At 62.8% G+C, this 12351-nt stretch carries 14 protein-coding genes; 8 read left to right on the top strand and 6 right to left on the bottom strand.

Annotated features, from left to right (window positions below; all coding sequences use genetic code 11):
• Positions 1-3: 3 nt before the first annotated feature.
• Genes hisH through hisB form a run of 3 tightly spaced genes read right to left on the bottom strand, consistent with a single transcriptional unit; the run spans position 4 to position 1736 of the window.
• Positions 4-654: an imidazole glycerol phosphate synthase subunit HisH gene (gene hisH / locus FJ943_RS01180; RefSeq protein ID WP_140719338.1), complete on the bottom strand. Its 651-nt coding sequence runs from the start codon at positions 652-654 to the stop codon at positions 4-6.
• Between the two features lies 1 nt (position 655).
• On the bottom strand, positions 656-1132 hold the full coding sequence (locus FJ943_RS01175; RefSeq protein ID WP_140719336.1) for a DUF2628 domain-containing protein: 477 nt from the start codon (positions 1130-1132) through the stop codon (positions 656-658).
• A gap of 4 nt (positions 1133-1136) precedes the next feature.
• Complete coding sequence (gene hisB / locus FJ943_RS01170; protein ID WP_015314581.1) at positions 1137-1736, bottom strand: imidazoleglycerol-phosphate dehydratase HisB; 600 nt, start codon at positions 1734-1736, stop codon at positions 1137-1139.
• Between the two features lie 233 nt (positions 1737-1969).
• Between hisB and hslV the strand changes: the two genes are divergently transcribed.
• The 5 genes from hslV to FJ943_RS01145 all read left to right on the top strand — a co-directional run bounded on the left by hslV (position 1970) and on the right by FJ943_RS01145 (position 6137).
• Positions 1970-2521: an ATP-dependent protease subunit HslV gene (gene hslV / locus FJ943_RS01165; protein WP_015314580.1), complete on the top strand. Its 552-nt coding sequence runs from the start codon at positions 1970-1972 to the stop codon at positions 2519-2521.
• A gap of 47 nt (positions 2522-2568) precedes the next feature.
• Positions 2569-3084, top strand: coding sequence for a GNAT family N-acetyltransferase (locus FJ943_RS01160; RefSeq protein ID WP_140719334.1), 516 nt, complete (start codon positions 2569-2571; stop codon positions 3082-3084).
• Between the two features lie 8 nt (positions 3085-3092).
• Positions 3093-3692, top strand: coding sequence for a DUF2585 domain-containing protein (locus tag FJ943_RS01155; protein ID WP_140719332.1), 600 nt, complete (start codon positions 3093-3095; stop codon positions 3690-3692).
• Between the two features lie 4 nt (positions 3693-3696).
• A complete protein-coding gene (gene hslU, locus FJ943_RS01150) occupies positions 3697-5007 on the top strand; it encodes an ATP-dependent protease ATPase subunit HslU (RefSeq protein ID WP_015314577.1) in 1311 nt (436 codons plus the stop codon).
• 170 nt (positions 5008-5177) lie between these two features.
• A complete protein-coding gene (locus FJ943_RS01145) occupies positions 5178-6137 on the top strand; it encodes a DUF1402 family protein (protein ID WP_140719330.1) in 960 nt (319 codons plus the stop codon).
• 232 nt (positions 6138-6369) lie between these two features.
• Here the strand turns inward: FJ943_RS01145 and FJ943_RS01135 are convergent, their stop codons facing one another.
• Genes FJ943_RS01135 through FJ943_RS01125 form a run of 3 tightly spaced genes read right to left on the bottom strand, consistent with a single transcriptional unit; the run spans position 6370 to position 9038 of the window.
• The gene (locus tag FJ943_RS01135; protein WP_140719328.1) at positions 6370-7599 is read right to left on the bottom strand and encodes an FAD-dependent oxidoreductase; all 1230 of its coding nucleotides are present in this window, start codon (positions 7597-7599) and stop codon (positions 6370-6372) included.
• Between the two features lie 5 nt (positions 7600-7604).
• Positions 7605-7919: a MocE family 2Fe-2S type ferredoxin gene (locus FJ943_RS01130; RefSeq protein WP_015314574.1), complete on the bottom strand. Its 315-nt coding sequence runs from the start codon at positions 7917-7919 to the stop codon at positions 7605-7607.
• A 27-nt stretch (positions 7920-7946) separates the two neighbouring features.
• Positions 7947-9038: a fatty acid desaturase family protein gene (locus tag FJ943_RS01125; protein WP_140620604.1), complete on the bottom strand. Its 1092-nt coding sequence runs from the start codon at positions 9036-9038 to the stop codon at positions 7947-7949.
• 135 nt (positions 9039-9173) lie between these two features.
• Between FJ943_RS01125 and FJ943_RS01120 the strand changes: the two genes are divergently transcribed.
• The 3 genes from FJ943_RS01120 (at position 9174) to FJ943_RS01110 (ending at position 12350) form a co-directional block, all read left to right on the top strand.
• Positions 9174-10205 carry a LacI family DNA-binding transcriptional regulator gene (locus FJ943_RS01120; RefSeq protein WP_140719326.1) on the top strand — a complete coding sequence of 344 codons (1032 nt, stop codon included), beginning with the start codon at positions 9174-9176 and terminating at the stop codon, positions 10203-10205.
• 191 nt (positions 10206-10396) lie between these two features.
• Entirely contained in the window at positions 10397-11074 is a 678-nt protein-coding gene (locus FJ943_RS01115) for a hypothetical protein (protein WP_224622821.1), read from the top strand.
• 334 nt (positions 11075-11408) lie between these two features.
• The gene (locus tag FJ943_RS01110) at positions 11409-12350 is read left to right on the top strand and encodes a sugar ABC transporter substrate-binding protein (RefSeq protein ID WP_015314570.1); all 942 of its coding nucleotides are present in this window, start codon (positions 11409-11411) and stop codon (positions 12348-12350) included.
• Position 12351: the final 1 nt, after the last annotated feature.

Below are 12351 nucleotides of genomic sequence, written 5' to 3'. Positions count from 1 at the left end.
GGTTCAGGGCCTCCAGCGCAGGAAATTGGTGATCAGCGCCAGGCCCAGCGCCTGGCTCTTCTCAGGATGGAACTGCGTGCCGGCGAGATTGTCACGGGCGACCGTGGCCGTCACCGGGCCCCCATAGTCGGCGACCGCGAGGATCTCGTCCGGCTTTTTTGCGTCGAGATGGTAGGAGTGGACGAAATAGGCATGCAGTCCCGTCTCGCCGGTCGGAATGCCGGAGAACAATGGGTGCTTATGCCTCAATTCGATCGTGTTCCAGCCGATCTGCGGGATCTTCAGCGCCGGATCAGAAGGCGTGATCTCCTTGACGTCGCCCGATATCCAGCCGAAGCCGTTGGTGACGGTCTTTTCGAGGCCGCGCTCGGACATCAGCTGCATGCCGACGCAAATTCCCAGGAAAGGCCGGCCCTTGGCGATGGCGACGTCCTCGACCGCCTCCCACATGCCGTCCACGGCACGCAGGCCGGCCGCGCAATCGGCGTAAGCGCCGACGCCGGGCAGGACGATGCGGTCGGCCGTCCGCACCCGGTCGGCATCGGCCGTCAGGTCGATCTCGGCCGCGATGCCGGCCTCGCGCGCGGCGCGCTCGAAGGCCTTGGTGGCCGAGCGCAGATTGCCCGAACCGTAATCGATGATCGCAACCCGCATCTCAGCGCCGTCCCGGAATGTGGGTCAGCCCCAGCGCCATGCCTGGCTGTGCCGGGCGCGCCAAAGCGGCATCTGCGACGATGCGCGGCGCGGGTGCCGCTTCATCCGAAAGCCCTTCGACCTCAAGGGCATAGCGCATGTCGGCGTCGGCGAGCCAGCCGGCCTCGACGACGCCCCACTCATGCCAACCGTGGCGGCGCAGTGCCGCGATGCGCAAGCCCTGTCCTTCCAGTCCGACATAGAGCGAGACGAGCAGCGACAAAAGCGAGCCGGCCACACCGAGCCCAAGTCTCTCGCCAAGCATCGACAGCACGCCCATGACGACAAAGGCGAGCGCCGCTTCGACCCACATCCGGTGCCAGGCAAGCCACAGCGGCGGCACAAGCAGGCCGAGCCAGGTGAAGCCGTCGCGGACTAAGGTCGTCGTGTCGACTTTCTCGCTGCGGCCAGGTGGCTCCATCACGACATAGGCGGTCATGAGGCTATCCCTTCAAAGAACCCTTGGTGGAGGGAACCGCGTCAGGCTGGCGCGGATCGCGCTCGAGCGCGGCGCGCAGCGCGCGCGCCACCGCCTTGAAGCAGGTCTCGGCGACATGATGGTTGTTGGCGCCATAATGGTTGGTGACATGCAGCGTGATGCCGGCGTTCTGCGCCAGCGCCTGGAAGAATTCGCGCACCAGTTCGGTGTCGAAGGTGCCGATCTTCGGCGACGAGAACGACACGTTCCAGACCAGGAAGGGGCGGCCCGACACGTCGATCGCCGCGCGCGTCAGCGTCTCGTCCATGGCAAGGTCGATCGAGGCGTAGCGCATGATGCCGCGCCGCTCGCCCAGCGCCTTGGTCAAGGCCTGCCCGAGCGCGATGCCGGTGTCCTCGACCGTGTGGTGGTCGTCTATATGCAGGTCGCCCGTCGCCCTGACTGTCATGTCGATCAGGGAATGGCGGGAAAGCTGGTCCAGCATATGGTCGAAGAAGCCGACGCCGGTGGCGATGTCCGATTTGCCGGAGCCGTCGACATGGATCGACACGGAGATATCGGTTTCCCCAGTCTTGCGGCTTGCATCGGCGGAACGAGGCGCCATCACTCTATCCTTGTGCCAGTGGTTCAGATCGTGACCGGTTCACGGGTCTCAAGCGCTCGCTGGCTTGAAAACGAGAGCCTTCTAGCAGCATGATCCGGCGATTGCCAGTTGCGATCCCGGCCGCTATCGAGCGGTTTGCAATCATTGGCCCCGTGCATACATATGGCCGATCAAAGTCACTCGTACCGCGCCAAATCGCCTTTTGAAGGGATGGTGCGAATCGGAGCCAAGAAATGTCCAATGAATTGACCATGCACGCCACGACCATCGTGACGGTGCGCAAGGGCAACAAGGTGGTGATCGCCGGCGACGGCCAGGTCAGCCTGGGCCAGACCATCATGAAGGGCAATGCCCGCAAAGTGCGCCGCATCGGCAAGGGCGGCAATGTGATTGCCGGTTTCGCGGGCGCCACCGCCGACGCCTTCACGCTGCTGGAACGCCTCGAAGCCAAGCTCGAACAATATCCCGACCAACTGACGCGCGCCTGCGTCGAGCTCGCCAAGGACTGGCGCACCGACCGCTATCTGCGCCGGCTGGAGGCGATGATGCTGGTCGCCGACAAGTCGGTCTCGCTGGCGCTGACCGGCAATGGCGATGTGCTGGAACCAGAACATGGCGTCATGGCCATCGGTTCGGGCGGCAATTATGCGCTGGCCGCGGCGCGCGCGCTGATGGATACGGACAAGGATGCCGAGGAGATCGCCCGCAGGGCGATGCAGATCGCGTCCGATATCTGCGTCTACACCAACAACAATTTCGTCGTCGAAACGCTCGATGCCGCCTGAACCAGACCATGACCCCGCAAGGTGGGAACCGGTTTTCGGAAAAGATCATGGTCAAACAAGAAAGTAGCTACGATTTTCGGCCGGTGACCAAAAAGGACCTGCCGATGATCGCCGGCTGGCTCGCCGAGCCGCATGTTGCAGAATGGTGGGATGATCCTGAGACGGAAATCGCGGAGATTGCCGATCACATAGACTCGATTTCCGTCGAGCCGCTGATCGTTGAGCTCGACGGAAAGCCGATCGCCTATCTGCAGAGCTATGACCCGCACATGGAAGACGGCCATCCCTATGCCGATCAGCCGTTCGGCACGCTGGGCATCGATGTCTCGATCGGCCGGCCGGAACTGATCGGCATCGGCCATGGCTCGGCCGTCGTGCGTCAGTTCGTCGAAGACCTGTTCGAGGAAGGCGTGCCGCGTGTCATCATCGATCCCGACCCCGCCAATCTCAGGGCCATCCGCGCCTATGAAAAGGCGGGTTTCCGGGCCATTGATCGCAGGCAGTCAATCTATGGCGACGTCGTGCTGATGGCGATCGATGCCGAAGACGCGCAAGAGGGGTAATCCAGGGCATGGTCATATCCAGCGAGGACAAGGGCCTTTCGGCCTACGAGGACAGCTGGCGGATGGGGCTGCTGATCGTCGCCGGCCTGCTCGTCGCCCAGGCTCTGACGCTCTATCTGATGGGCCATCCGCCGATCTGCACCTGCGGCTATGTCAAGCTGTGGCATGGCGTGGTGAACAGTTCGGAGAACTCCCAGCACATTTCGGACTGGTACACTTTCTCGCACATCATCCACGGCTTCCTGTTCTATGCGCTGGCCCGGTTCCTGTTCCCGCGCTCGCCGATCGGCTTGCGGCTGGCATTCGCCGTCCTCGTCGAGGGTGGCTGGGAAATCCTCGAAAACAGCCCGTTCATCATCGAGCGCTACCGCGCCGGCACCATTTCGCTCGATTATTACGGCGACTCGATCATCAATTCGGTGTCCGACACACTGGCCATGGTGCTGGGATTTGTGATGGCGCGAAGGCTACCTATATGGGTGATCGTCAGCCTCGCCATCCTCTTCGAACTGGGTACCGGCTATCTCATCCGGGACAATCTTACACTCAACGTGATCATGCTGCTGCATCCGTTCGAGGCCATCAAGCAGTGGCAAAGTGGAATTTAGTGATATGAGCACATTTTCTCCCCGCGAAATCGTTTCGGAACTCGACCGCTTCATCATCGGCCAGAAAGACGCCAAGCGCGCCGTGGCCATTGCCTTGCGCAACCGCTGGCGCCGCCAGCAGCTCGAAGGCCAGATGCGCGAAGAGGTGATGCCGAAGAACATCCTGATGATCGGCCCGACCGGCGTCGGCAAGACCGAGATCTCGCGCCGCCTGGCCCGGCTGGCCGGCGCGCCTTTCGTCAAGGTCGAAGCGACCAAGTTCACCGAAGTCGGCTATGTCGGTCGCGATGTCGAGCAGATCATCCGCGATCTGGTCGAAATCGCCATCGGGCTGGTGCGCGAAAAGATGCGCGAGGACGTGAAGGCACGCGCCCACGTCAACGCCGAGGAACGCGTGCTGGAAGCGTTGGTCGGCAAGACGGCGAGCCCGGCGACGCGCGATAGTTTCCGCAAGAAGCTGCGCGACGGCGAACTCGACGACAAGGAAATCGAAATCGAGGTGGCCGACACCGGCAATGGTGGCATGCCCGGCTTCGAAATTCCCGGCATGCCGGGCGCCAATATCGGCGTGCTCAACATCAACGACATGCTGTCGAAGGCAATGGGCGGCAAGAAGACCAAGCTGCGCAAGACGACGGTGAAGGAGTCCTACGACCTGCTGGTCAGCGACGAGTCCGACAAGTTGCTGGACCAGGACGAGGTGGTGCGCCGGGCTCTGGACGCAGCGGAAAATGACGGCATCGTCTTCCTCGACGAGATCGACAAGATTGCCGCCAGGTCGGACATTTCGGGCGGCCCCTCGCGCGAAGGCGTGCAGCGCGACCTGCTGCCGCTGGTCGAGGGCACCACGGTGGCGACCAAATACGGGCCGTTGAAGACCGACCATATCCTGTTCATCGCCTCGGGCGCGTTTCACGTCTCGAAGCCGTCAGACCTTTTGCCGGAATTGCAGGGTCGCCTGCCGATCCGCGTCGAACTGCGTGCGCTGGAGAAGGACGATTTCGTCCGCATCCTGACCGAGACCGAGGCCAGCCTGATCAAGCAGTATATCGCGCTGATGAAAACCGAGGGCGTCGAGCTGACCTTCACCGACGACGCCATCGATTCGCTGGCCGGCGTCGCCGTCGACCTCAATGCCAGCATCGAGAATATCGGCGCGCGGCGGCTGCAGACGGTGATGGAGCGGGTGCTGGACGAGATCTCCTATGATGCGCCCGACCGCAACGGCACGGCCGTCACCATCGACGCCGCCTATGTCCAGAAGCATGTCGGAGACCTCTCCAGAAACACCGATCTGTCGCGGTTCATCCTCTGAACGAAGAAGCCGGAGCGGTCCGGCGCGGCATCGAGTAACAACTCCGGCAGGAGCCATGTGTGGCCAGATGGTATCATCTGGCCACCTTTCGTCTCGCCGGATGAAGAGGCGCTCTCGACTCGACCAGGTGCTTTACCTAGTTTGCGCGGCAATTCTCTAGGCGGCGGCGCATGAAAAAACTCATCCTGGTCATTCTCGGCTTGACGCTGGCGGCGACGCTGTTCGCCGCCGACGCGGCGACATTGGTGCCGCCGGGAAACCGCAATGCCGAGCAGCCTGACATTCCCGGCGCCTCCAGTCGCCGCACCCAGGCGACCAACACCAGCTTCCAGGCGAAGTATCGCAAGGTCTACGCGCTGTTGCAGAACGACCCCGACCTGCGCGGCAAGATCAAGAAGGCGGCAAGCGCCTATGGCATCGACCCGATGCACATCGTCGGCGCCATCGTTGGCGAGCACACCTACAATGTCGACGCCTATGACCGGCTGCAGACCTATTATGTCAAGGCGATCTCCTACCTCTCGAGCAAGCTCTCCTTCGCCTATGATGGTGAGGACATTACCGATTTCGTGCAGCGGCCGGAATTCAGGAAATGCGACGCGATTTCGGACAGCTACGATCTGTGGGAATGCCGTGAACAGGTTTGGAACCGCTCGTTTCGCGGCAAGACCGTCGGCGGCGAGGATTTCCCCGACAACCGCTTCGGCGCCACCTTCTTCCAGCCCTATTATGCCGGCCAGACCTTCGGCCTCGGCCAGCTCAACCCGTTGACCGCCCTACAGATGAGCGATCTCGTGCACAAGGTGTCGGGCTTGCCGAAGCTCGACGTCTCCGATCCCAATTCGGTCTACAAGACCATCATGGATCCGGACCTGACGCTTCCTTACGTCGCCGCGACGATCAGGAAGTCGATCGACGCCTATAAGAGCATCGCCGGCTTCGACATTTCGGGCAATCCGGGCCTGACCGCCACGCTCTACAATGTCGGCAATCCGGAACAGCGCGCCTATGCGCTGAAGGCGGAAAACGAAAAACGCGGCGCCACCGGCGAGCCGGAGAAGCTGCCGGAAGAGAATTATTACGGCTGGCTGGTCAACGACAAATTGCCGGAGCTGAAGGCGCTGTTTTAGGGCGGACCCGGCGCGCTGACGTTGATTTGCCAAAGCCGCGCCGCCCCTCATTGTCCTGCCGGACATTTCTCCCCGTGTAGTGACGGGGAGAAAGACGCTGTCATCAATGATTTCGCCAATCGGTGCATGAATTGCGGCGAGGTTGCCATAGCCCCCTTCTCCCCGTTCTACGGGGAGAAGATGCCGGCAGGCAGATGAGGGGCGGCGCCGACATCCACAAGGTGCACGACCCCTATGCCGCCAGCAACGCCTTCAGCTTGACTTCAGGCGATCCCAGCGCCTCCGCCGACGGTTTTGCCCGCTTCGCGATCAGCATTTCGGCCAGCCTGATGTCGCGCGCCACCGCATTGCCCGGGCCGATGCCGCTGGCCGCCACCAGCCTGCCGTCCTCGGCCAGATGAAAAAGGATGAAGGCGCCGTCACCGAGATCGCGGCGCACGGTGCTACGCCCTTCGTCGGACAATCCCGCGATCTGCAGGGACAGGCCATACTGATCCGACCAGAACCACGGCACAGCGGCATGCGGCTCGCCGGCGCCCAGCATGTTCCTGGCCGCCAGTGCGCCCTGTTCCTGCGCGTTGCGCCAGGCTTCCAGCCGCACGCGACGGCCGCCATAGATGGCAAGCGGGAACGAGCAGCAGTCGCCGGCAGCGAAGATGTCGGGATCGCTGCTGCGCAGTTCTGCGTCGACCGCGATGCCGTTTTCGATGGCCAGGCCGGACTCCGCCGCGAGTCCGGTCACCGGCACGGCGCCGATGCCGATCACGGCGAGGTCGGCAATGATCTCCCGGCCGCCGGCGAGCGTCACCCGCACCTCCTTGCCGTCGTCGGCGACGGCGGAGATGCCTTCCCCGCAGATCACGTCGACACCCTCGGCGACATGCGCGTCATGGGTGATTTCGGCGATCTCGGCCGGAACGCCGCGCATCAGGATGCGCGACTGCGCCTCGATGACGGTGACATCTGTGCCGAGCTTGCGCGCCGCCGCGGCAAGCTCGAGGCCGATGAAGCCGCCGCCGATGACGGCGATGCGATTGCCGGCGCTGAGATGAGCGCGGATGGCCAGCGCATCGGCGAAGGTCCTGAGATAGACGCAGCGCCCGCCAAGGCCAGGCATCGGCAGCTTGCGTGGGGTCGAGCCAGTGGCCAGCAGCAGCTTGTCGTAGGGCAGCACCGAGCCGTCGGACAGGCGCACCGTGTGCGCCGCGCGATCGATCGCGATCGCCTGAACGGAATGGATATGCCGGATCGCTTTTCCCGCCAGGATTTCGTCGCTGGCGATCGCCTTGATTGCAGGCGCGTCGCTGGCCATCGCCTCCTTGGACAGAGGTGGCCTCTCATAGGGCAGATGCGGCTCGTCGCCGACCAGCGTCACCGGCCCGTCATAGCCGAGATCGCGCAGCGTCAGTGCTGCCCGTCCGCCGCATTCGCCGGCCCCGATGATCACCATTCCCGGCGTCATGCCCTTTACCCGATCTGAACCAGCACTTTGCCGGCGTCGACCTTGACCGGATAGGTCCTTAGGTTGACGCAGACCGGCGCGCCCCTGGCCGCGCCCGTCTTGTAGTTGAAGCGGCCATTGTGCTTGGGGCATTCGATGATGTCGTCCATCACCAGCCCGTCGGCGAGATGCACCTTCTCATGCGTGCAAAGTCCGTCGGTGGCGAAATAGTCGTCGTCCGGGCTGCGATAGATGGCGAAGGTGCGCCCGCCATGATCGAAACGCATCACATCTTCTTCGTCGATGTCACCGGCGGCACAGGCCTCGACCCAATCGCTCATTCAGTCCTCCCCTGGAGTTGTCGGATGTCATTCCGCCGCCGCGGCGACGATGTCGTTGTGGAATTCCTCGCGGTACGGCCTGGCGGTCGGCGGCAGCTCGCGCTTGAGGAAATAATCCTCGTTGCGCAGCTGGCGGCGGAAGGCCGGGATCATCTCGCGGTAACCGGCCAGGATCGAGGGCGTCGGCGCCGGCAAATCGTGCTTGATCAGCGCGTGCAGCCTGGGCAGCGCATGGTAGGGCACCATCGGGAACATGTGATGCTCGACATGGTAATTCATGTTCCAGTAGATGAAGCGGCTGATCGGGTTCATGTAGACGGTACGGCTGTTCAGCCGATGATCGGTGACGTTGTCGGCAAGGCCGCCATGCTGCAGCAGGCCGACCATTACATGATGCCAGGCGCCGTAGAGCCGGGGCAGGCCGACCAGCATCAAAGGCAGGAACGACCCGGTATAGAGTGCCAGCGCGATAGTCGCTGCATAGATCGCCGTCCAGATGCGGGCAATATGGATCGCCTTGGGCTGCTCCTGTTCGGGAATGAAGGTTTTTTCCGCAGCGCTGATGTTGCCTGCGGCGTTGCGCAGCATGTCCGACATCGCGTGCCAGGCGTCGAGCACGCCGACAAAACCGAGGACGAGGCGCGCCAGGTCCGGCGGCCGCATCACCGAGATCTCGGGATCGCGGCCGACGATGATGGTGTCGGTGTGATGGCGCGTGTGGCTCCAGCGCCAGGTCACCGGGTTGCGCATGATCATGAAGCAGGCGATCTGATAGACCGCGTCATTCATCCACTGCGTGCGAAACGCGGTTCCATGGCCGCATTCGTGCCAGCGTGAATCGGTCGACGAGCCGTAGAGCACGCCATAGACGAAGAAGAACGGCACGCACCACCAGCTGCCCCAGAACCAGGCACCGCCGGCGCCGCTGACGATGAGGGCGGTCAGCCAGATCGCGGTGTCGCGGATCGCCGGGCCATCGGAGCGCTGCATCAACTCCTTCATCTGCTTGCGGGGAATGTCGGTGTGATACCACTCGGCGGCCGACAGGCCGTTCTCGACGGCAAGCCGGGCGTCGCGGCCGATCAGGCTGTAGTCACGCCGGGACGGCGCTGCGGTCATGATTGCCTCCCAAGGCAACGGGCTCGATACCCAGAAATAACGCCGCGCCATGATAGACTCAACATCACAAAGATAGTTTCTATCATTTCCTATCAAAGTAAGGTATCGATATCGGGCAATCGAGCGAGGACGATCATGGCGAAACGGCCGACCATCACTGATCTGGCGCGCGTCTCCGGCGTCAGTGTCGCCACGGTGGACCGCGTGCTCAACAATCGCTTGCCGGTGCGCGAGGAAACGGCGCGCCGCGTCTACGAGACCGCGACCGAGATCGGCTATCATGCCGCCGGCCTGATCAAGCAGAGGATGCGCCACGAGCTGCCGGAATACCGGCTGGGCTTCCTGCTTTTGAGAGGCAACGACGTCTTCTACACGGAGTTCGCGCGGCAGCTCGAACTCGCGGTGTCGCAATCGCAGCGCTTCCGCGGCGTCGCCGTCATCGACTTCGCCAGTTCGCTGACGCCGGATGAAATCGTCGAGCGCACGCGCAAGCTGGCGGCCAAATGCAGGGCGGTCGCCCTGGTCGGGCCCGATCATCCGGCGCTGACGGTCACCGTCGAGGAGATGAAGGCCAAGGGATTGCCGGTCTTTTCCCTGCTGTCCGACTTCGCGGCCGGCATTCGCGAGGGCTATGTCGGCCTTGACAACCGCAAGGTCGGCCGCACCGCGGCCTGGATGATCTCCAAGGCGGCGAAGCGGCCGGGCAAGGTTGCGCTCTTCGTCGGCAGCCACCGCTTCCACGGCCATGAACTGCGCGAGATCGGCTTCCGCTCCTTCTTCCGCGAGCAGGCGCCGGACTTCACCTTGCTGGAAACGCTGGTCAATCTCGAGGCCAACCAAATCACGCAGGACACGCTGCTCGACCTGCTCGGCCGCCACCCGGACCTCGTCGGCTGCTACGTCGCGGGCGGCGGCATGGAAGGCGCGGTCGCGGCGCTGCGGCAGGCTAGGCCCGCCGAGATGCCGGCGGTCGTCTGCAACGAGATATCGGCGGTCTCGCGGTCCGCCCTGGCGGACGGGGTGCTGACCATGGTGATCTCCACGCCGCTGGCTGCCTTGTGCCGCGAACTGCTCGGCCTCATGGCGCATGCCATCGAGACGGGCGCGGCCAACGCACCCGGCCAGACCTTCCTGCCGTTCGACATCTACCTGCCCGAGAACATCTAGCGAGCTTTGGCCTAAAGCATAGCGCCCGACCTGCATCCAAATTGACGCATTACCGATCGCTAATATATACATACCCAATGGACGGGGATGGGTTTGGGTACATCGCTTTTGGGAGCGACGAGCTCTATGCGCGTGGCGCGCTCTTCAGCGCGCTTCGCTTGCTTCACTATTGCCCGGGTGCCAGGATCACGGTGCTGACCGACCGACCCTCCATTTTCGACGGCTATCCCATCGAAGCGATCGAGCTCACGGCCCAGAGACAGACCGAGATGTCCTTCGGCAATCGATACAGATTTGGCATCAAGGCCGCCGGCATCATCGATCTGCTTCAACGTTGCGAGCGCCTGTTCTTCATGGATGCGGACATGTATCCGACCGGCGACATATCGCGCTGTTTCAACCGAATTTCAGCCTTGTCCTCGATAATGTGGCGGTGCGAAGGGCGCCCAAAGGCTCCCTATCGCTCGCTCGAAGGCGAGGGGCTCTCCATTGGAGGCCGCATCCTGATCGGAGATGAAACGATGTGGGCGAGCGGCGTCCTTGGCGTTCATCATCACAACATTCCGGCGCTGGAGCGAGCATACGCGGCCAGCGAGAAAGTCAGTGAAATCGTGCATTTGCACACCCCGGAACAATTCTGTACCGGCGTCGCGCTATCCCAGGATGGGCGAACGATCAGCCGCCACTGGCTGCCGATCCGCAACTACAGTACCAGGGGAAAGAAGCTCCATGCCCGAAGGCGAATTGGAGCTTTCTTCGATCTCAACGGCAAGCTCAGTGTCGAACGGCAGGTGAAGCAGGCGGCGTCGTGCAGGGTCTGGAGAGCGCCGCTCGATCTCTTGTTGCAGAGAGACATCTGGCATTTCTGAACGCCATGCCATCGCCCGCCGACGGCATCCAAGGAATGGACCCGGCGCGCAGACGCCGTCGGCTCCGCACCGCATTCCCGTGTCCGCCAAAATCGCACATCCGGTTCTGGAATCTCCCTTGACGCCTCCCGAGCAAATGGAATAAATATTTCACCAGTCACGTATTTTGGTTCTTTCGTTCCGGAACATCTGTTTCATCAAGAGGCCTTGGCGTTCCAGCAAACGGCAGGCGCAACCCGGGGAGAGAGACGGTAATCGGGAGAGATTCCCCAGGCAGAACGGGGATTCCGGAGAGATCGGTGCAACCGGACACCAAAAGTGGAGGAGAAATACAATGAAGAAACTGCTTTTGGGCGTCGCCTTCGCGGCGCTGATGAGTTCATCGGCCATGGCCGCCAAGATCGGCGTGTCGATGGCCAAGTTCGACGACAATTTCCTCACCGTGCTGCGCAACGGCATGATCGAGCAGGCCAAGGGCATGAGCGGCGTCGAGTTGCAGGTCGAGGACGCGCAGAACGACGTCGCCAAGCAACTCGACCAGATCAAGAACTTCGCCGCTTCGGGCGTCGACGCCATCATCGTCAACCCGGTCGACACCTCGGCCACGCAGGCGATGTCGGATGCGGCGGCCGCGGCCAAGATCCCGCTGGTCTATGTCAACCGCCAGCCGGTCAATGTCGACACGCTGCCAGACAACCAGGCCTTCGTCGCCTCGAACGAGGCCGATTCCGGCACGCTCGAAACCAAGGAAGTCTGCCGCCTGTTCAAGGAAGCCGGCAAGAAGGAAGCCAATGTCTATGTGATCATGGGCGAGCTTTCCAACCAGGCCGCCGTGCAGCGCACCAAGGACATCGACGATGTCATCGCCACACCGGACTGCAGCTTCATCAAGATCATCGACAAGCAGACCTCGAACTGGGATCGCGACCAGGCGCAGAACCTGATGACCAACTGGCTGTCGACCGGCAAGAAGTTCGACGGCGTCATTGCCAACAATGACGAAAGCGCCATCGGCGCCATCCAGGCGATGAAGGCCGCCAACATCGACATGAAGTCGGTTGTCGTCGGCGGCGTCGACGCCACCCAGGACGCGCTTGCCGCCATGCAGGCGGGCGACCTTGATGCCACCGTCTTCCAGGACGCCGCCGGCCAGGGCGCGGGGGCGCTGGATGCCGCGCTGAAGCTCGCCAAGGGCGAGAAGGTCGAGCACAAGGTCTATGTCCCGTTCCAGCTGGTCACGCCGGCCAACATCGACAAGTTCCTGAAGAAGAACTGAG

Source organism: Mesorhizobium sp. B2-3-10, from assembly GCF_006442275.1.
GTDB classification, from domain to species: domain Bacteria; phylum Pseudomonadota; class Alphaproteobacteria; order Rhizobiales; family Rhizobiaceae; genus Mesorhizobium; species Mesorhizobium australicum.
The sequence above is the reverse complement of the archived record's forward strand: the minus strand, read 5'-3'. Positions and strand labels throughout refer to the sequence as shown.

What these genes read in the sequence shown, in the direction of transcription:
- FJ943_RS01130 (WP_015314574.1), bottom strand. Translation starts at nt 7,919, where the DNA reads ATGAGCGATTGGGTCGAGGCCTGTGCCGCCGGTGACATCGACGAAGAA.
- FJ943_RS01145 (WP_140719330.1), top strand. Translation starts at nt 5,178, where the DNA reads ATGAAAAAACTCATCCTGGTCATTCTCGGCTTGACGCTGGCGGCGACG.
- FJ943_RS01155 (WP_140719332.1), top strand. Translation starts at nt 3,093, where the DNA reads ATGGTCATATCCAGCGAGGACAAGGGCCTTTCGGCCTACGAGGACAGC.
- FJ943_RS01135 (WP_140719328.1), bottom strand. Translation starts at nt 7,599, where the DNA reads ATGACGCCGGGAATGGTGATCATCGGGGCCGGCGAATGCGGCGGACGG.
- FJ943_RS01120 (WP_140719326.1), top strand. Translation starts at nt 9,174, where the DNA reads ATGGCGAAACGGCCGACCATCACTGATCTGGCGCGCGTCTCCGGCGTC.
- FJ943_RS01125 (WP_140620604.1), bottom strand. Translation starts at nt 9,038, where the DNA reads ATGACCGCAGCGCCGTCCCGGCGTGACTACAGCCTGATCGGCCGCGAC.
- FJ943_RS01110 (WP_015314570.1), top strand. Translation starts at nt 11,409, where the DNA reads ATGAAGAAACTGCTTTTGGGCGTCGCCTTCGCGGCGCTGATGAGTTCA.
- hisH (WP_140719338.1), bottom strand. Translation starts at nt 654, where the DNA reads ATGCGGGTTGCGATCATCGATTACGGTTCGGGCAATCTGCGCTCGGCC.
- hslU (WP_015314577.1), top strand. Translation starts at nt 3,697, where the DNA reads ATGAGCACATTTTCTCCCCGCGAAATCGTTTCGGAACTCGACCGCTTC.
- hisB (WP_015314581.1), bottom strand. Translation starts at nt 1,736, where the DNA reads ATGGCGCCTCGTTCCGCCGATGCAAGCCGCAAGACTGGGGAAACCGAT.
- FJ943_RS01160 (WP_140719334.1), top strand. Translation starts at nt 2,569, where the DNA reads ATGGTCAAACAAGAAAGTAGCTACGATTTTCGGCCGGTGACCAAAAAG.
- hslV (WP_015314580.1), top strand. Translation starts at nt 1,970, where the DNA reads ATGTCCAATGAATTGACCATGCACGCCACGACCATCGTGACGGTGCGC.
- FJ943_RS01175 (WP_140719336.1), bottom strand. Translation starts at nt 1,132, where the DNA reads ATGACCGCCTATGTCGTGATGGAGCCACCTGGCCGCAGCGAGAAAGTC.